At 69.2% G+C, this 19318-nt stretch carries 15 protein-coding genes; 7 read left to right on the forward strand and 8 right to left on the reverse strand.

Going from position 1 to position 19318, the window contains the following annotated elements; translation table 11 throughout:
* Positions 1–225: 225 nt before the first annotated feature.
* From ABZS64_RS18740 to ABZS64_RS18750, 3 genes are all read right to left on the reverse strand, one after another.
* Complete coding sequence (locus ABZS64_RS18740) at positions 226–1254, reverse strand: aspartate-semialdehyde dehydrogenase (protein WP_355830380.1); 1029 nt, start codon at positions 1252–1254, stop codon at positions 226–228.
* A 147-nt stretch (positions 1255–1401) separates the two neighbouring features.
* On the reverse strand, positions 1402–4728 hold the full coding sequence (locus ABZS64_RS18745; protein WP_355830383.1) for a S8 family serine peptidase: 3327 nt from the start codon (positions 4726–4728) through the stop codon (positions 1402–1404).
* A 188-nt stretch (positions 4729–4916) separates the two neighbouring features.
* Positions 4917–5462 carry a CGNR zinc finger domain-containing protein gene (locus ABZS64_RS18750; protein WP_355830385.1) on the reverse strand — a complete coding sequence of 182 codons (546 nt, stop codon included), beginning with the start codon at positions 5460–5462 and terminating at the stop codon, positions 4917–4919.
* A gap of 125 nt (positions 5463–5587) precedes the next feature.
* On the opposite strand from ABZS64_RS18750, the gene ABZS64_RS18755 reads away from it, so the two are divergent.
* The 4 genes from ABZS64_RS18755 (at position 5588) to ABZS64_RS18770 (ending at position 8727) form a co-directional block, all read left to right on the forward strand.
* Positions 5588–6043, forward strand: coding sequence for a VOC family protein (locus ABZS64_RS18755; protein WP_355830388.1), 456 nt, complete (start codon positions 5588–5590; stop codon positions 6041–6043).
* Positions 6044–6057: 14 nt separating this feature from the next.
* Positions 6058–6966, forward strand: a complete 909-nt coding sequence (locus ABZS64_RS18760) for a pyridoxamine 5'-phosphate oxidase family protein (protein WP_355830391.1) — start codon at positions 6058–6060, stop codon at positions 6964–6966.
* 30 nt (positions 6967–6996) lie between these two features.
* Entirely contained in the window at positions 6997–7470 is a 474-nt protein-coding gene (locus ABZS64_RS18765; RefSeq protein WP_355830394.1) for an NUDIX hydrolase, read from the forward strand.
* Between the two features lie 84 nt (positions 7471–7554).
* Entirely contained in the window at positions 7555–8727 is a 1173-nt protein-coding gene (locus tag ABZS64_RS18770; protein WP_355830397.1) for a serine hydrolase, read from the forward strand.
* A 34-nt stretch (positions 8728–8761) separates the two neighbouring features.
* On the opposite strand, the gene ABZS64_RS18775 is transcribed toward ABZS64_RS18770, so the two are convergent.
* Positions 8762–9784: a hypothetical protein gene (locus tag ABZS64_RS18775; RefSeq protein ID WP_355830400.1), complete on the reverse strand. Its 1023-nt coding sequence runs from the start codon at positions 9782–9784 to the stop codon at positions 8762–8764.
* Between the two features lie 296 nt (positions 9785–10080).
* Entirely contained in the window at positions 10081–12651 is a 2571-nt protein-coding gene (pepN, locus tag ABZS64_RS18780; protein ID WP_355830402.1) for an aminopeptidase N, read from the reverse strand.
* A 134-nt stretch (positions 12652–12785) separates the two neighbouring features.
* Between pepN and ABZS64_RS18785 the strand changes: the two genes are divergently transcribed.
* Positions 12786–13430 carry a DsbA family protein gene (locus ABZS64_RS18785; RefSeq protein ID WP_355830405.1) on the forward strand — a complete coding sequence of 215 codons (645 nt, stop codon included), beginning with the start codon at positions 12786–12788 and terminating at the stop codon, positions 13428–13430.
* Positions 13431–13625: 195 nt separating this feature from the next.
* Here the strand turns inward: ABZS64_RS18785 and ABZS64_RS18790 are convergent, their stop codons facing one another.
* Together ABZS64_RS18790 and ABZS64_RS18795 are read right to left on the reverse strand one after the other, a co-directional pair.
* Positions 13626–14261: a superoxide dismutase gene (locus ABZS64_RS18790; protein ID WP_355830408.1), complete on the reverse strand. Its 636-nt coding sequence runs from the start codon at positions 14259–14261 to the stop codon at positions 13626–13628.
* Between the two features lie 384 nt (positions 14262–14645).
* Complete coding sequence (locus ABZS64_RS18795) at positions 14646–16049, reverse strand: amino acid permease (protein WP_355830411.1); 1404 nt, start codon at positions 16047–16049, stop codon at positions 14646–14648.
* Positions 16050–16433: 384 nt separating this feature from the next.
* On the opposite strand from ABZS64_RS18795, the gene ABZS64_RS18800 reads away from it, so the two are divergent.
* A complete protein-coding gene (locus ABZS64_RS18800; RefSeq protein ID WP_355830414.1) occupies positions 16434–17018 on the forward strand; it encodes a biotin transporter BioY in 585 nt (194 codons plus the stop codon).
* Between the two features lie 131 nt (positions 17019–17149).
* On the opposite strand, the gene ABZS64_RS18805 is transcribed toward ABZS64_RS18800, so the two are convergent.
* A complete protein-coding gene (locus ABZS64_RS18805; RefSeq protein WP_355830416.1) occupies positions 17150–18646 on the reverse strand; it encodes an amino acid permease in 1497 nt (498 codons plus the stop codon).
* Positions 18647–18828: 182 nt separating this feature from the next.
* On the opposite strand from ABZS64_RS18805, the gene ABZS64_RS18810 reads away from it, so the two are divergent.
* A complete protein-coding gene (locus ABZS64_RS18810; protein WP_355830418.1) occupies positions 18829–19317 on the forward strand; it encodes a ribose-5-phosphate isomerase in 489 nt (162 codons plus the stop codon).
* The last annotated feature ends 1 nt before the right edge of the window (position 19318 follow it).

Genomic DNA, 19318 nt, shown 5'->3' on the forward strand with positions numbered 1-19318 from the left:
GCTCGTCGAGGGCTGCGTGCTCACGGACCACCTCGGCGACTGACCGGGCGGCGCGGCCCCGCCGGACGGTGCCCCGCTCCACGAAGGGCCGCGCTAGGCCCTGTCCGGCCGGTCTTGTCGGGCTCGCGTGCCCTGGCACGGCACTCCCCCGTAGCCCTTCGGGCACGGGAGGTGCCCCCATCGCCAGACCCGCTCACTGATCCGGCCTGATCGACCGGACAGGACCTAGCCGAGGAGCTCGTCCGCCACCAGTTCTGCGATCTGGACCGCGTTCAGCGCCGCGCCCTTGCGAAGGTTGTCGTTCGACAGGAACAGCGCGAGGCCGTTCTCGACCGTCTCGTCCACCCGGATCCGGCCCACGTACGACGCGTCCTTGCCCGCCGCCTGCAACGGCGTCGGGATCTCCGAGAGCTCAACCCCCGGCGCACTCTTCAGCAGCTCGTACGCACGCTCCACGGAGACCGGGCGCTCGAAGCGCGCGTTCACCTGAAGCGAGTGGCCCGAGAAGACCGGCACTCGGACACACGTGCCGGAGACCTTGAGCTCCGGGATCTCCAGGATCTTGCGGGACTCGTTGCGGAGCTTCTGCTCCTCGTCCGTCTCGAAGGAGCCGTCATCGACGATCGACCCCGCGAGCGGCAGCACGTTGAAGGCGATAGGGCGCTTGTAGACGCCGGGCTCGGGGAATTCGACGGCGTCACCGTCGAAGGCGAGCTGGTCGGCCTGCTCGGCCACCGCGCACGCCTGCGTCCGCAGCTCGGCCACGCCCGCGAGGCCGGAGCCCGATACGGCCTGGTATGTCGTGGCGACCATCGCGGTCAGCCCGGCCTCCTCGTGGAGCGGGCGCAGCACCGGCATCGCGGCCATCGTCGTGCAGTTCGGGTTGGCGATGATGCCCTTTGGCCGGTCCTTGATCGCGTGCGCGTTGACCTCGGAGACGACCAGCGGCACCTCGGGGTCGCGGCGCCAGGCCGAGGAGTTGTCGATCACGACGGCGCCCTGCGCGGCGACCTTCTCGGCGAGCGCCCTGGAGGTCGCGCCGCCGGCGGAGAAGAGCACGATGTCCAGACCGGAGTAGTCGGCCGTGGACGCGTCCTCGATGGTGATCTCCTGGTCCTGCCACGTGAGGGCGGAGCCCGCGGACCGCGCGGAGGCGAAGAGGCGGAGCTCGTCGACCGGGAACTTGCGCTCGGCGAGGATCTTGAGCATGACTCCGCCGACCTGACCGGTGGCTCCGACGATTCCGACCCTCACGGTGACTCCTTCTGTCTTTGCGTGTGACGCGGGCAGCCTGCCCATCATGCGTATGACCCGGGTCTTCTTGTCCAATCCATTGTCCGGCATATGAAAGGGGCGGGCGTCCGGCATGGACGCCCGCCCCTTTCGGGTCACTCGATACCGCTACGGAGTGACCTTCTCGATCACGACACTGCCGGAGCCCGCGACCGTTCCGCGGCCGTTCAGCAGCTGCACCTCGCCGAAGAACTGACGTCCCTCGGGAGCCGCGCCACCCACCAGCACCTCGGCGCTGACCTGCGCCGACGCACCGTTGGCGAGCTTGACTGCCTTCGTCGAGTCGACCTTGACCGAGCCGAGCGCCGCCGCGAAGTACACATCGCGGTAGTTGTACTCGGTGGTCCCGGCCGGGACGGAGTAACCGTCGACGACGATCGTGTAGGTGCCGGCGGCCGGCTTGAGCAGGCTCACCGCCTCCTCCGAGTCGCCGTCCGCGGACTGGCCGACCAGCACGTTGTTCAGGTAGACCGACAGGTCCAGGTCGGCGCCGGTGTCGGAGACCCCGCCGATGGCGACGTCGAGACGCTCGACGCCCTCACCGACGGTGACCGTCGACTCCTGCGACTCACCGTTCTTGATGGACGGACGGGTGACCTTCGCCGAGCCGAGCGAACCGGCCGCGAGCTTGCCGTCGATCGCGGCGAAGCCGTTGGTGACCTTCCACTCGACGGCGGCCGGCGTGCCGACCTTCGCCTCGGGGAGCGTCTTGACGGCCGGGTCGAAGGAGGCGCCCAGCAGGCTGACGTCCAGCTTGTACGGGTTGTCGAGCAGCGGAGACGTACGCCGCGACTCGACCTCGATCTCCCAGACGCCCGGCGTCGGCTCGGCGTACGAGCGCAAGTCCGGACGGCAGGTGTTCGCCGGATTGTTGTAGTTCGGGTAGCAGAAGATCGTCGAACTGTCGTCGACTCCCACGCCGTACGGGTGGATGCCGATGAACCGGGTCTGGCTGTTCGCGGCCAGACCGCCGAGGGCGACCTCGAGGTTCTTCGCGCCCTCCGGCACCGTGACGAAGTACGACTTGTGGCTGTTGCGCTGGACCGAGCCGGACGCCGAGAAGGTGTACTCGGGCTTCGCCAGCTCCTTGGAGACGACCACGGTGGCGAGGATCTGCTTGTCGATGCCCTCGGTGCGCTCGTCGTCCACCTCGAGGATGGCGCTGTGGACACCGGCCGAGCCGGGCCTGGCGTCGACCTTGACGGTGACCGGCGTGTTCAGCGGCAGCGTGACCGCGCCGGAGCCGGGCAGGTCGAAGGTGCCGTCGTTGTACTTCCAGTCCAGCTCGTGCCGCACGGGGCGGTCCGGGCCGGTCGTCCGCGTGATGACGACGTCGTAGGACTTCTTCTGGCCGGTCTTCAGACCGCCCTCGCGGTCGTAGAGGCCGGTGCCGAAGCCGGGTGTCTTCAGCGCGAAGTCGATCGCGGTGTCGACCGGGGCCTTGACGCTGTACTCGTGGGCGGTGGCACCGTCCTCGATGGCGTCCCAGGCGTCCACGATGTTGATCAGGCCGGAGCCCTGCTCAATCGCCTGCACTCCGGGGATACGGTGCGCGGTGCTGGTGAGCGCCGTGCGCAGCTTCGCCGGGGTCAGCTCGATGTGCCGTTGCTTGGCGGCGGAGAGCAGCAGCGCGCTCGCGCCCGCGGCCTGCGGCGAGGACATCGAGGTGCCCTGCAGCATGGAGTAGCCGGCCGGGAGCGGGTAGCCCGCCTCCGCGACCGGGCTGCCGGGCAGCCAGGTCTGGGTGGTGTTGATGGAGGCGCCGGGCGCGGTGATGATCGGCGCGAAGCCGCCGTCCTCGCGCGGTCCGCGGGACGAGAAGGGCAGCATCGCGTACTTCTTCGTCACCTCGGATCCGTAGTTGGACGCCCAGGTCTCCTTGGAGATGGCGGCGCCGACGGAGATGACCTTGTCGGCGAGGCCCGGGTCGCCGATGGTGTTGGTGCCCGGACCCTCGTTGCCGGCCGAGATGACCAGCTGGACACCGTAGGTGTCGATGAGGCGGGTGTAGAGCTCCGCGCGGGCGTTGTTGCCGTCGTTCAGCGCGGGCAGACCGCCGATGGACATGTTGACGATGTCCACGCCGCGGTTGATGACCAGGTCGGCCATGCCCTCGGTGAGCGCGATGTTGGTGCAGCCGCCGCTCCAGGTGCAGGCGCGCGAGGAGACCAGCTTGGCGCCGGGCGCCGCGCCGTTCATCCTGCCGCCGAAGAGGCTGTTGGCCGCGGTGATACCGGCGACGTGCGTGCCGTGCTCGCCCTCGATGACGCCGATGTTGACGTAGTCGGCCTTGGCGCCCGCGGCGTTGTAGACGACGTCCTTGCGGACCTCGATGACGAACGGGATGCGCTCGACGACCTCGGTGGCCGGGTTGTCGGTGCCGAAGTAGCCGACCTGGAAGCCGTTCTTGTACGGCTTCATGACGGTGTCGTTGGCGAAGTTGCCGTCGTTGTCGAGGTCGATACGCGCGGTGCGGGTGCCCGCGTCGTACAGCACGCCCCAGACGTCGGTGGTGTCGCCGTCCCGGTTGAGGTCACCGGCCATGTCGCCGCCCTTGGTGGCGGCCTCGGCGAAGAGGTTGAACTTGTACGCGCCCGCAGGGGCAGAGTACGTACGGCCGTTGACGGTGAACGTCGGGCCGCTGACATCGAGCGACATCCGGCGCCAGGTGCCGTCGCCGTCCGCCACCGGGTCGGTCGCGGTGACCCAGTCGACGATCTTGCGCTCACCGGTGGTGGTCTTCTGCAGCGCCGGGTGACCGAGGTCGATGCCGGAGTCGAGGATGCCGATGGTCACCCCGCGGCCGTCGGCCTTGGGGTGTTCCTTGACGAAGTCGACCGCGCCGGTCTCGAAGGACGGGTTGTACGGGTTCTTCGCCGGGGTGGCCTTGCCGGGCGCCGGGTACTTCGTCGCCTGCGCGGCAGCGGTGCCCGCGGACTTGGCGGCATCGGCGGCCGGGGTCGGGTCGTCCAGCTTGACCTCGTGCTTGAGGTCGATGCCGTGAACGCTGGAGAGCTTGGCGGCCGCCTTGAGCGCGGCCTGTGCCTTGCCGGTGGGGAGGGTGGCCCGCACATAGCCGAGCTGGTCGTACGTCTTGCCGACCACGGCGCCCTCGACGGCGTCGAGCTGTCCGGCGACCTGCTCGGTCGCGCCCGGAGCGGTGGCGACCATGACGGTGACGCTCTTCTCGCCCTTGGCCTCGGCCTGGGCGAGAAGTTCTTCGTCGGCCGAACCGAGCTTGTCGGAGGTCGAGGCAGCCTTGACACCGGCGGCGGTGCCCGGATCGTCGGCGGGCGCGGCGGAGAAGGCCGGTACGGTGCCCGCGGCCACCAGCGCGGCCACTATCGATGCGGCGGCCGCGATGCGGGCCGCGCGTCTGTGACCTGGTACGGAGCGCCCGGATAGGGGGCTCTGGGATTCGGGGGTCATCAGCATCCCTGCTTGTGAAAGAGAGGGTCCGGAATACGGTGCCGGATGACCGCTCAGCCTTTCGTAAGTGACAGGGGTTTGTGGAGGGTTGGCCGAGGCGTGATGTGGTCATGGCGGAAACCCGCCACTGCGATCAATGCGCCACGAGGGTCCCGGCGCATCTGAAGCGCAGGCTCCGGGGTGAGCCCGGTAGGTCAGCCCTCGCGGTTGCGGGCGTAGTGCCGCGACGCCTTCGCGCGGTTGCCGCACGCCGACATCGAGCACCAGCGCCGGGTGCCGTTCCGCGAGGTGTCGAAGAAGTGCAGGACGCAGGCCTCGTGCGCGCAGGCGCGGATGCGGTCGGGCGCGGTGCGCAGCAGATCGAGATGGCCGCGGGCGGCGATCCAGCCCGGGCCCCAGGCCGGGTCGGTGAACTCCGCCCGCTCGCCCGGGCCTTCGGTGCCGAGAGTGGCGCGAATGCGCCCGTGGTCGAGCACCTCGTCGACGCGCGCGGCCGCGGCGGCGTCGCCGGGGCTGTCGGCGAGGGCTGCGAGCGCCTCGCGGGCGATCAGTGTCCGCTTCAGGGTGGCCGTGTCGGCGGTGAACCGGTCGGCGAGGCCGTTGGCCGTCAGCCAGACGTGCAGTCCGTCGACGCCGGTCAGCAGGTCCTGGTGTTCGCCGTCGTGCATCCAGCGGGTGTTGAGCAGATCGAGGGAGACCGGCTCGCCGGTCAGCGGCCGTGGGTCGGACATGGCGGGCATTCCTGGACTCCTCTCGCGACTAACCCCTCAAGGGTACGTGACTGGTTGCGCTTCTTTGCTCTAACCCTTAAAGTCAAAGTGAGAGGTTAGCTCGTATCGATCTTCCAACGCCCGAGAGGTGTGCCATGACGGCGACCAGCACTCTGCGTACCGGCCATATAGGCCTCAATGTCACCGACCTCGACCGCTCGCTCCCCTTCTACGGGGACGCCCTCGGATTCGACGTGCTCGGCCAGGGCAAGGAGGAGGGCCGTCGCTATGCCTTTCTCGGCCGGGACGGGCAGCTGGTCCTCACGCTCTGGCAGCAGGCGGACGGTGCCTATGCCCCCGCTCTCGCCGGGCTGCACCACCTCGCCTTCGAGACGGAATCCATCGAGCAGGTCCGCGCCGCCGAGACGCGCCTGAAGACCCTCGGCGTCGACTTCGCCTACGAGGGCGTGGTCGCCCACGGCGAGGGCGCGGCCTCCGGCGGGATCTTCTTCCACGACCCGGACGGCACCAGGCTGGAGATCTACGCCCCCACCGGCGCCGAGGGTGCCCCCGCGCCGACAGCAGCCGCGCCCACCTGCGGCTTCTTCTAGAGGAGTTGGCTCCTGTGGACCCGTTGGACCCGTACCGGGCTCCGTACCACCACGGCTCGCTCGCCGTGCAGGACCGCGTCGGCGTACGCGATCAGGCCGCGCACGTCGGACGGTCCATAGGCCAGGGCATCAAGCCGGTAGCCGCCGCCTTCCTCGGGCTCCAGCCCATGCTGGTCCTCGCCGCGGCGGACGGCGACGGCCGGATGTGGGCCTCGCTGCTGACCGGTGAGCCCGGTTTCGTACGGGCCACGGGGCCGCACTCCGCCTCGGTCGCCGGCGGCGTGCATCAGGGCGACCCGCTCGCCGGTGTCCTCGGCGCCGGTGAGACGCCCGTCGGCGCGATCGCTCTGGACCCGCGCACCCGCCGCCGGATGCGCATGGGCGGAACGGTCCGCCCGTCCGCCCGCGGTCTTGCGATCGAGGCCGAGCGGGTCTTCGCCAACTGCCCGAAGTATCTGCAGAAGCGCGAGCTGTACACCGCCGACCCGGGCAGCGACGGGGACACGACCGGTGCGGGTCGGCGCAGTGGGCAACTCACGCCCGGCCAGCAGGAGTTCATCCGCGCCGCCGACACCTTCTTCATCGCCACCGGCACGGCCGACGGCGTCGATGCCAGCCACCGTGGCGGCAACCCCGGCTTCGTACAGGTCACGTCGCCCACCACGCTCGGCTGGCAGGACTATCCCGGCAACGCGATGTTCCTGACACTGGGCAATCTCGAGACCGATCCGCGCGCCGGACTGCTCTTCCTCGACTGGAGCACCGGCACCACGCTCCAGCTCACCGGCACCGCGCACACCGAGTACTCCGGCACAGGCCGCACCGTCCGGTTCGCAGTCGAGAAGGTCGTCGAGACCGAGGCGGCCAGTCCGCTGCGCTGGTCGGCGCCCGAGTACTCTCCCGCCAACCCGCCCCTGGAGTAGGGATCTTGGGCGTACGTCTACCCTCACCGCATGAACAAGCAGTTGCGGAACAGGGAGTTGAGGGTTGCGGCCTACGCCGTCTGCGTACGGGAGGAACAGATTCTGCTCGCCCGCTGGGTGGCGCGCGACGGAGCCAAGAAGTGGACGCTGCCCGGCGGCGGCATGGACCACGGGGAGGACCCCCTCGACACCGTCGTGCGTGAGGTCGAGGAAGAGACGGGCTACGCCTCGGAGATGACCGCGCTGCTCGGCCTCGACACCATCCGCCGCCAGTACCCCCGCAGACTCGGTGCGTTCGCCGACTTCCAGGGGCTGCGCATCGTGTACGAAGGCCGGGTCACCGGCGGCGAACTGCGCCACGAGACGAACGGGTCGACCGACCTCGCCGCCTGGCATCCGCTCGCCTCGGTGACCGGCCTGGAGCGGGTCGAACTCGTCGACATCGGCCTGGAGTTGTGGCGCTCCAGGCCCCCGGTGGGCCGGATCTCCGGGACTGGCCGATAGCCGCTCAACCCTTCTGCCCCGGGCAACGCCGTGCACGCCGCCCGAGTCCTGTCCTGCGACCGCAGTCGGAGACAGGAGACTGAGATGGCAGGACGTTCAGTACGCACGGTCCGGACGGCGTTGACAGGAGCGGTGGCGGTGGCGGCCCTGGCCACCGGCGCGCTGGTGAGCCCCGCCGCCGCGGACAGCGGGACGGGCACGAGCCACGGCACTGACCACCGGGGCACTCAGCGGGCGATCGAGGCCGCCGTCCGCGACGGGGTGCCCGGAGTCGTCGCCCAGGCACGCGACCGCAACGGCACCTGGAACGGCACGGCCGGCGTCGCGAACCTGCAGACCGGGCGCGAACGTCTGCCGCAGGACCGCTACCGCGTCGGATCCATCACCAAGACCTTCGTCGCCACCGTCGTGCTCCAGCTGGAGGCCGAAGGCAGACTGAGCCTGGACGACACCGTCGACCACTGGCTCCCCGGCGTGGTGCGCGGCAACGGCCACGACGGACGCCGGATCACCCTGAGGCAACTGCTCAACCACACCAGCGGGATCTACAACTACACCGAGGACCAGGGCTTCGCGGAGCAGGTTTTCGGCGACGGCTTCTTCCAGCACCGCTACGACACCTGGACCCCGCGGCAGTTGGTGGGGCTCGCGGTGGGGCACGAGCCCTACTTCGCGCCCGGTGCGGGCTGGCACTACTCCAACACCAACTTCATCCTCGCTGGGATGATCGTGGAGAAGGTCACGGGACGTCCGTACGGATCCGAGATCGGACGCCGGATCCTGCGCCCGCTCTCCCTGCACGCCACCTCCGTGCCCGGGACGGACCCGCGGATGCCGCGCCCCAGCGGCCGGGCGTACTCGAAACTGTCGCAGGACCCGAAGGCGAAGGTCCACGACGTGACCGAACTGAACCCGTCGGTCGCCGGGTCGGCCGGTGAGATGGTCTCCGACAACGCCGATCTGCAGCGCTTCTACCGGGCGCTGCTGAAGGGCGGGTTGCTGCCGCGCGAGCAGCTGTGGGAGATGACCACGACCGTCCCGATGGACCCGAAGGATCAGGACAAGCGGTACGGCCTCGGCCTGATGCAGATCAAGACGAGCTGCGGCAAGGACGTCTGGGGACACGGGGGCGGGATCCACGGTTCGTCGTCCGAAGCGCTCACCACGCGGGACGGGAGCCACTCGCTGGCGATGAACTTCAACGGCGACTGGTCGGGGGACAGTTGGGCGGTCGTGGAGGCGGAGTTCTGCGGCTGACCGGGTGACCGACGGCCCGTGACCGCCTGACCGCTCAGCGCGGGAGCACCACGACATAGGCGGCCGGGTCGCGGTCCACCGCCGCCATCAGGGCGGTGCGTACGACGGTTGCCTGCTGCTCCGGCGCCTCCCGCAGCTTGCGCGGAGTGATGTGTACGACGGTGATGCCGAGGCGCTCCAGATGCTCGCGCTTGCGGGCGTACTCCGACCAGAGGGCGTCCTCGTCGTGACGGGGGGCCCGGGTGTCCAGCTCGACGGCGACGGCCTGCTCGGGCCAGTAGGCGTCGACACCGCCGAGGTGGGGGCCGCCGGGGAGGCGCAGGTCCACGTTCCAGACGGGGTCGGGCAGCCCGTGCTCGCGCACCAGCGCGTACAGCCGGTCCTCGGCCAGCGCCCGCCCCTCGGCGAGCAGCGAGTCGACGGCGTCGACGACGTGGGGGCGGTTCAGCAGCCGCGCGCTGTTCAACTCCTTGACGACTGCGGCGGGTTCGCAGTGCCCGCCGCGTACGGCCTCGGTGAGCAGCCGGCGTACGGCATTGGCGTCGGCGAGCTGCGCGACGGCGTCCGCGATGGCGCGGGGCACGGGCGCAACAGGCACGCCGGTGATCTCTTCCGGTCTGGGCAGCACGTGCGCACGTACGAGCCGGGCGCATCCGGTCGACCGCAGCCGCCGGGTGCGGGGCACCAGGACGTCGATCCGGTCGAGGGAGAGGAGGGGCGGGGCCGAGGAGAACTGATGCAGGGCGAGGGCGGCGAGCCCGGTGACCATGGCTTCGCCGTAGCCGGGCGCCGTGCCGGTCTTGCCCTGCGCGGGAATGACGGGGCGCCCGGCGTACAGGAGGGCGCCGTGCAGCCGCTCCTCGCTGGTGGGCGGACCGGGGTGCAGCAGAAAAACACCCGGCAGCAGCAACTGCCAGGGCCCACCCGGCCGGCACTGCGCGGTGGTCCGCGCGGTGGACACACCGTGCGCCCGCAACTGCGCGGAGGACAGGACGCGGCGCTGGACGTCCGAGAGGTGGCTGTGGGGGAGGGGGGAGAGCGGGGTGTTGTGGTTCATGCGACGGGGATGCCCGCGGGGGGCCGGGGAGCTAACCGCTGTTACACACTCGTCGACAATTCAGGACAACACCGTCCTAAAGTACGAGCGTTCGACTGCCGATCAGACGAGGCCGCGCCCGGCCCTGACCGGGTCCGCCCCGGACCCCGCTCCTCAAACGCCGGAGGGGCTGAATTTCAGCCCGTCCGGCGTTTGAGGACATGCGGCCGAAGGTCGCATACGGGGTCTGGGGCTTGCCCCAGTTCGGGAAGGGGCGGGTAGGGGAACAGGGCCGCAGGCATCCGGCCCCCGGTACGTCAGGCCGACGCCCCCGCGTCGCACTCCTGCGCCCGCAACCCCCTCGCCAGGTCGTCACGCGACTCCCGCACCAACCGCCTCAGCGCCGGCGCCGCATCCTCATGCGCCGCAAGCCACGCGTCCGTCGCCGCCAGCGTCGCCTCGTTGTCCTGGAGGCCCGGGAACAGGCCCTTCACCACGTCCATGCCGATCTGGATCGACCGCTCCTCCCACACGCGCTCGATCGCTTCGAAGTATTTCGACGCGTACGGCGCCAGCAGCTCCCGCTGCCCCGCCTGCACGAAGCCCGAAATCGTCGCCTCCACCAGCGCGTTGGACAGCGAGTCCGACTCGACGACCTGCGCCCACGCCTGGTCCTTGACCGCCGCGGACGGGCGTGCCGCCAGGCAGCGGACCTGGTGGCGCTTGCCGGAGGCCGTGTCGTCGCGGGCCAGTTCCGCCGCGATGAAGGACTCGTCCACCACCCCGTGCGACGCCAGCGGCTCCACGAACGCCCACCGCAGCTCCTGGTCCACGTCCAGGCCGTCGATCTTCGCCGTACCCTCCAACAGGCCCTGCAGCAGCTGTAGATCGGCCGCCGATGAGGCCGTCGTCGCAAAGAACCGCGCCCACGTCAGCTGGTGCTGGCTGCCCGGCTCGGCCAGCCGCATCTCCCGCAGCGCCCCCTCCGCGAGCAGCCGCCCGCCCTCCTCGCGCCATGCGGGCGCGGCGTAGTGCTCCAGCGCCGAGCGGGCCCACGTCTGCAGCATCTGCAGCACACCGATGTCCGACCCCCGTCCCGCGAACCGCAGCACCAGGGCGATGAAGTCCCGCGCGGGCATCAGCGCGTCCCGCGTCAGATTCCACAGCGCCGACCAGCACAGGGCCCGCGCCAGCGGGTCCGTGATGTCGCCGAGGTGATCCCGCAGAGTCGCCAGCGAGCCCTCGTCGAAGCGGATCTTGCAGTACGTCAGATCCTCGTCGTTGACCAGGATCAGGTCGGGGCGTTCGGCGCCTGTCAGTTCGGACACCACGGTGCGCAGACCTTCGACGTCCACCTCGGCCCGGGCGTAACGCACCAGCGCGCCCACCTCGTTGCGGTAGAGGCCGACCCCAACCCGGTGCGGCCTTGGCTCATCGCCGTCCTGCAGCACCGCGAGCTCGGTGATCCGGTCGCCCGCGTCGTAAGTGACCACCGGAGTCAGGGAGTTGACCCCCGCCGTCTCCAGCCAGGACCGCGACCAGGCGGCCAAGTCCCGCCCGGACGTCTCCTCGAGGACCGCCAGCAGATCCCCGAGCCGCGTGTTCCCGTACTCATGCCGCTTGAAGTAGCGCCGGGCGCCCTCCAGGAAGGCGTCCTGGCCGACGTACGCGACCAGCTGCTTCAGCACGGAGGCGCCCTTCGCGTACGTGATCCCGTCGAAGTTCAGCTTGGCGTCCTCCAGGTCACGGATGTCGGCCGTGATCGGATGCGTCGACGGCAGTTGGTCCGCGCGGTACGCCCACGACTTGCGGTTGTTGGCGAAGGTGATCCAGCCGTTGGTGAAGCGGGTCGCCCCGACCATCGAGAAGGTGCCCATGAAGTCCGCGAAGGACTCCTTCAGCCACAGGTCGTCCCACCACACCATGGTGACCAGATCGCCGAACCACATGTGCGCCATCTCGTGCAGGATGACGTTCGCCCGGCGCTCGTACGACGCCTGCGTCACCTTCCCGCGGAAGATGAACTCCTCGCGGAAGGTCACACAGCCCGGGTTCTCCATCGCCCCGATGTTGTACTCCGGCACGAACGCCTGGTCGTACTTCCCGAAGGGGTACGGGTAGTCGAAGTGGTCGTGGAAGAAGTCCAGTCCCTGCTTCGTCACCAGGAAGATGTCGTCCGCGTCGAAGTGCCTGGCGAGCCCCTTGCGGCACATCGCGCCGAGCGGGATCTCCAGCGTCGTCCCGTCGTCGAAGGTGCGCGTGTAGAGATCGGTCTCGTAGTGGTACGGACCGGCCACGACGGCCGTGATGTACGAGGAGATCGGCTCCGTCTCCGCGAAGCGCCACACACCGTCCGCGTCCCGCGCGCCCGCGCCGTTGCTCCAGGCGGTCCAGCCCTCCGGTGCGGTCACCTCGAAGCTGAACGGTGCCTTGAGGTCCGGCTGTTCGAAGGTGACGAAGACACGGCGGGCGTCGGCCGGCTCGTACTGCGTGTAGAGGTAGACCTCGCCGTCCTCCGGGTCGACGAAGCGGTGCAGCCCCTCGCCGGTACGGCTGTACGCGCACTGTGCGTCCACGACCAGCACGTTGTCCGTGGCCAGACCGTCCAGCGCGATCCGCGAGCCGTCGAAGACCGCGGCCGCGTCCAGCTTCTCGCCGTTCAGCGTGACGGCCGTCACGGAGGGCGCCAGCAGATCCGCGAAGGTCGATGCCCCCGGCTCCGTACAGCGGAAACGGATCGTCGTCACCGAACGGAAGGAGCGCGGCCCGGAGCCCTCCGGGGCCTCCCCGACCGCGGAACGCAGATCGAGGGCAACCTCGTACCCGTCGACGGACACCAGCTCGGCCCGTCGTCGGGCCTCGTCGCGGGACAGATTCTCACCGGGCACGGGCACTCCTTCGTGTCTCGTTCGAACAGCACCGATCCTCCCATGGGCACCGGCGCGGGGTGCGTCCGGGAATCGTCCGGCGACCATCGGCGTTGCCGTTTCGAGGCACACGTGACGTCCTTATGAGGAGAGACATGTCCGAGAACGGCCAGACCGGCAAGACCCCCGTCGACTTCTGGTTCGACCCCCTGTGCCCCTGGGCCTGGATGACCTCGCGCTGGATGCTCGAGGTGGAGAAGGTCCGCAACGTTGAGGTCCGCTGGCATGTGATGAGCCTTGCCGTCCTGAACGAGCCGAAGCTCGACGAGCTCCCCGAGGAGTACCGCGAGGGCCTGAAGCAGGCATGGGGCCCGGTCCGGGTGGTCATCGCCGCGCAGCAGAAGCACGGCGACGAGGTGCTCGGCAAGCTCTACACCGCGCTCGGCACCCGCTTCCACAACCGCGGCGAGGGCGCGACCCGCGAGGCCATAGTGGGCGCGCTCGAGGAGGCCGGCCTCCCGGCCGAGCTGATCGAGTACGCCGACTCCGACGTGTATGACACCGAACTGCGCGCCTCCCACAAGGAGGGCATCGACAAGGTCGGCCAGGAGGTCGGCACCCCGGTCATCGCGGTCCCGGGCTCGGACGGCGAACAGATCGCGTTCTTCGGCCCGGTGGTCACGCCCGCCCCGAAGGGCGAGCAGGCGGCGCAGCTCTGGGACGGCACGCTGATGGTCGCCTCGATCCCCGGCTTCTACGAGATCAAGCGCACCCGCACTGCAGGGCCAAGCTTCGGCTGATTACTCAGACGCACCGCAACCCTCAATTGAGGAACCCCGGCGGCGAGCAACCAGGTCCGCGAGAGCGGCGCCGGTTCAGGCGCAAAAGGGGGAAGGACCCCCGCGAGTCACGTCCTCGCGGGGGTCCTTCGTTATTCCGCCCGCACGTGAAGGTTGAGAAGACGATCACGAGCAGGACGCTTCAGATTCCCCGGTTCACGGGGTGATGAGCGGGGTGCGCTCCTTGGCCTCGGCGTAACGCTTCGCCACGTCCTGCCAGTTGACGACCTGCCACATCGCCTCGATGAAGTCCACCTTCTGGTTCTTGTACTGAAGGTAGAAGGCGTGCTCCCAGGCGTCGAAGACCAGGATCGGGACCGAGCCCTGGCCGACGTTGCCCTGGTGGTCGTAGACCTGCTCGACGATCAGGCGGCGGCTGACCGGCTCGTACGCGAGTACGCCCCAGCCCGAACCCTGGGTGGTGGCGGAGGCCTTGGTCAGCTGGGACTTGAACTTGGCGAAGGACCCGAAGGACTCGGCGATCGCGTCCGCGAGCTCGCCGACGCCGTCCTTCTCCAGCGGCTCGCCACCGCCGTCGCCCGTCATGTTGTGCCAGTAGATCGAGTGCAGGATGTGGCCGGAGAGATGGAACGCGAGGTTCTTCTCAAGGCCGTTGATCGCGCCCCAGGCTTCCTTGTCGCGGGCCTCTTCGAGCTGCTCCAGGGTGTCGTTGGCGCCCTTGACGTAGGCCGCGTGGTGCTTGTCGTGGTGGAGCTCGATGATCTGCGGGTTGATGACCGGTTCGAGCGCCGCGTAGTCAAAAGGAAGTTCGGGAAGCGTGTAAATGGCCATGTCTGTCCGGTCCCTCCGGCTGCTTATTGCACATCTTATGCAAGTGCACGCTAGCAGCAGCAGGGCCGGGTCGTGATCAGGCGTTGGTCCTAGGGCCTGTCGTTCTGATCTTGCCGGGCTCGCGTGCTCTGGCACGCACTCCCCCGTAGCCCTTCGGGCACGGGAGGTGCCCCCACGCTGCGTTGTCGTCGGTCGCCGACGCTCCGCGTCGGCTCCTTCCTCCGCCTTGCGATCGCACGCACCGCAGTGACATCAGCTGCTCCGCGGCGGGCCGCTCGCTGATCCGGCCTGATCCAAACGACAGGCCCTAGGTCTCCGGGTCCCCCGAACGCGGAAGACCCCCGGGCGGTGGCCCGGGGGTCGGATGCTGCGCGCAGGGAAAGCTCAGTCTGTTGCCGCGGCCTTACGGGCCAGGACCTGCCGTACGTACCCGACGGCCGCCAGCGCCAGCGTCAGCCCACCCGTGAAGTACAGCTGCTTCCGCGTATCCGGCTCCCGCGCCATCAGCACGAACACCGCCACCATCCCGGCAAGCGCGACCCACGTCAGCGCCGGGTAGAGCCACATCCTGACGACGAGCTTCGACGGGTCCTCGCGCTCGGTCCGACGGCGCAGCACCAGCTGCGAGACCGCGATGAAGATCCAGACCACCAGGATGATCGCGCCGATCATGTTGAGCAGCCACATGAAGACGTCGTTGGGCCGCCAGTAGCTGAGCAGCACGCACAGGAAGCCGAAGACGGACGACACCAGCACCGCGGTACGCGGCACTCCGCTGAAGGTCCGGCCGAGCGCCTTCGGGCCCTGGCCGCGGGCGACCAGTGAGCAGGCCATGCGGGAGGCGCCGTAGACGTTGGCGTTCATCGCCGAGAGCAGGGCCACCAGCACGACGACGTTCATGATCTGACCGGCCGCGGGGATGTCCAGGTGGTCGAGGGTCGCGACGTACGGGCCCTTCGCGACGACGTTCGGGTCGCCCCACGGGACCAGCGTGACGATGACCGCCATCGAGCCGATGTAGAAGACGGCGATACGCCACATCGCGGTGCGCACGGCCTTGGCGACGCCCTGGACGGGGTGTTCGGACTCGGCCGCCGCGATGGTGACCGTCTCCAGACCGCCGTACGCGAAGACGGAGGCGAGCAGTCCGACGACCAGACCCTCCGTGCCGTGCGGCATGAAGCCGCCGTCGCCGGTGAGGTTGGCGGTGCCGGGGGCGTCGGTGCCGGGCAGGATGCCGAGGATCGCCAGCACGCCGATACCCAGGAACAGGGTGATCGCGCCGACCTTGAGCGCCGCGAACCAGAACTCGAACTCGCCGAAGTTCTTCACCGCCGCCAGGTTGGTGCCGCAGAACACCAGCATGAACAGGGCGACCCAGGCCCACTCGGGAGTACCGGGCAGCCAGCTCGTCATGATCTTCGCCGCGCCGATGCCTTCGAGGCCGACGGCCACGCAGAGCAGGAACCAGAACGCCCAGCCCGCCGTGAATCCCGCCCAGGGGCCGATCGCCCGCTCGGCGTGCACCGAGAAGGAGCCGGATGCCGGGTTGGCCGCCGACATCTCGCCGAGCATGCGCATCACCAGCATGACGAGAAGGCCGGACGTCGCATAGGCGATGACGATCGACGGGCCGGCCGCGGCAATGCCCGCGCCGGATCCGACGAAGAGTCCGGCTCCGATGACGCCGCCGAGGGCGATCATCGAGAGATGGCGTTGCTTGAGTCCGTGCGAGAGCGGAGCGTCGGCCTGCTGGTCGACGGGCGCGGGCGCGGAGGTCCGAGACATGGGCGTGCCCTGTTCAGTAGCTGAGACGGGGAGGCGGACCACAGTCTGGGTGCGTGTACCGCTTACATGGAACGCATGTCCGCTATACGGGCACGATGCTCACACCTGGTGAACACATCCTCACGCGTGCCGAATGGTCGCGCTCCCCGGTCATTTGGTGGGACCCCACAGTGTCGCCAACACCGGCCCCTGGATGCAAAACAGGCTGACCGTGCCCGACCTCAGTGACAAGCGTCACGCCAACTCGCGTATGACGAGCCGACTTTGTGCGTTCCCCACCAAGCTGCGGAGCCGGGCTTTGTCGGCGGCTGACGGTGATCAACCGATTCCCCCTGGGTTAGCGTCGCGGTGTCCCCAACCCGTCCTCACCTCAGCGGAGTCCCGATGAGTACTGCTTCCGTCACGTCCCGCCCCGGAGTGGTCCTCGCCGACCTGCTGCCCGCATCCCGTACGAAGGACATCGCGCTCGTCCTCGGCGGCGCCGCGCTCACCGGCCTCGCGGCCCAGATCGCCGTCCCGGTCCCCGGCTCCCCGGTCCCCGTCTCCGGCCAGACCTTCGCGGCCCTCCTCGTCGGAACCGCGCTCGGCGCCCGCCGCGGTTTCCTCTCCCTCGCGCTCTACGCGGTGGCGGGTATGGCGGGCGTGCCCTGGTTCGCGCAGGCCACTTCGGGCTACGGGATGCCGTCCTTCGGCTACATCCTCGGCATGCTGCTCGCGGCCACGGTCGTCGGCGCCCTCGCGCGCCGCGGTGCCGACCGCTCGGTGCTGCGCACCGCGGGCGCGATGGTGGCCGGCTCCCTGATCATTTACGCGGTCGGTGTCCCGTATCTCGCGCTGGCCACCAGTATGACGCTGCCTCAGGCCGTCGCCGCCGGTCTGACCCCGTTCCTGATCGGCGACGCGCTGAAGGCGGCGCTGGCAATGGGCGCGCTGCCCGCGGCCTGGAAGCTCATCGACCGCCGGGGCTGATGCCGGTGGATCCGGAGTCTGCCCGCAAATCCTGATATCGCCCGTCAGGTTTTCGCCCGACGGGAAACAAGAAATCGCCGCCTCGTGCGCACTGGCACGAGGCGGCGATCTCAGGGCGAGGTCGTGACCACCTAGGAAGAGGGGACCGAGTCCTTCCCGCCACTCTGATCGGCGTCGGCAACCGCACCGGCATCAGCACCGGCGCCGCCCTTGCCGAGCAGCTGCCGGACGACCGCTATCGCGATCACCAGCGCCGCCACCAGCAGTGACAGCAGCACCTGCTCCCGCGCGTCACCGCCGTCGTAGACCATGTAGCCCAGTACGAACGCGATCATCGCGATCGTCAGCCACGTCAGATACGGGAAGAGCCACATCCGCACGATGAGCTTGTCCGGCGACTCGCGCAGGATGATCCCGCGCATCCGCAGCTGCGTGACGCAGATGACCAGCCACACGAACAGCGCGACGGCACCGGACGAGTTCAGCAGGAACGCGAAGACCGTGTCGGGCCACTTGTAGTTGAAGAAGACGGCGAGGAAGCCGAAGACGACAGAGCCGAGGATCGCCGCCTGCGGCACGCCACGCGAGTTCGTCCGGGCGAAGGCCTTCGGCGCATCGCCGCGCCGACCCAGCGAGAAGGCCATACGGGATGCCGTGTACAGCCCGGAGTTGAGACACGACAGGACTGCCGTCAGCACGATCACGTTCATGATCTGCCCGGCGTGCGCGATGCCGATCGAGTCCAGGGCCGCGACGTACGAGCCCTTGTCGAGGATCGACTTGTCGTTCCACGGCAGCAGCGTCAGCACCACAAAGATGGAGCCCAGGTAGAAGACGCCGATCCGCCAGATCACGCTGTTCGTCGCCTTGGTGACCGCGCGCTGCGGGTCCTCGGACTCGCCCGCCGCGAGGGTCACGATCTCGCTGCCCATGAAGGAGAAGACGACCATCAGCACACCGGTCAGAATCGCGCCCGCGCCGTTCGGCAGGAATCCGCCGGCGTCCGTCAGATGCGCGAAGCCCGCGCCCGGGTTGTCGGAGCCCGGCAGCACACCGAAGACGGCCAGCAGACCGATCACCACGAACGCGCCGATCGCCACGACCTTGATGCCCGCGAACCAGAACTCGAACTCGCCGTACGACGACACCGACACGAGGTTCGTCGCCGTCAGCACCAGCATCACGATCAGCGCCCAGCCCCACTGCGGGACCGCCGGGACCCAGCTTTCGAGGATCTTCGCGCCGGCTGTCGCCTCGACCGCCAGCACCACGACCCAGAAGAACCAGTAGAGCCAGCCGATGGAGAACCCGGCCCAGCGGCCGAGCGCGCGGTCCGCGTAGGCGGAGAACGAGCCCGATGTCGGGTTGGCAGCTGCCATCTCGCCCAGCATCCGCATCACGAAGACGACCAGCGCGCCCACGAGTGCGTACGACAGAAGGATGGCGGGACCAGCCGCGGCGATGCCGGAACTGGAGCCGACGAACAGGCCGGCCCCGATCACACCGCCGATGGCGATCATGGACAGGTGCCGGTTCTTGAGTCCGGCCTGGAGACCGTCGGAGGACTGCGGCTTACCGGGCGTACCGGCCTGCTCGCCTTCCTTCGTGAGGGTCTGCTGCGAGGTCATGGACGAATCCTTAGGTTTGAGTGCACTCGGGTCACGAGCCACCGCATTCAAACCCCTGACTCCAGATGTGTGAAGTCCCGTCTCCGGATCGTTAGGTCCGGGAGATAAGCGGAAGCCTGCGACCCTGACAGGGCCTGACCCCGGTCACCGCTACCCAGATGCCCGCGTGCCACACTCGGACCATGCGCGTGTACCTCGGCTCCGACCATGCCGGCTTCGAACTCAAGAACCACCTCGTCGAGTGGCTCACGGCCCACGGCCACGAGCCCGTCGACTGCGGTCCCCACATCTACGACGCCCAGGACGACTACCCCCCGTTCTGCCTGCGTGCCGCGGAGAAGACGGCCGCCGACCCGGACAGCCTCGGCATCGTGATCGGCGGCTCCGGCAATGGCGAGCAGATCGCCGCCAACAAGGTCAAGGGAGTGCGCGCCGCACTCGCCTGGAGCGAGCAGACCGCCGCGCTCGGACGTGAGCACAACAACGCGAACGTCGTCTCCATCGGCGGCCGGATGCACACGCTCGAGGAGTCGGTGAAGTTCGTCGAGATCTTCCTCTCCACCCCGTACTCGGGTGAGGAGCGTCACACCCGCCGCATCGAGATGCTCTCGGCGTACGAGGAGACCGGCGAGCTTCCCCCGATCCCGGCGCACCACCCGCAGCAGGGCTGAG

It is taken from the genome of Streptomyces sp. NPDC005408 (assembly GCF_040606445.1).
GTDB lineage: Bacteria > Actinomycetota > Actinomycetes > Streptomycetales > Streptomycetaceae > Streptomyces.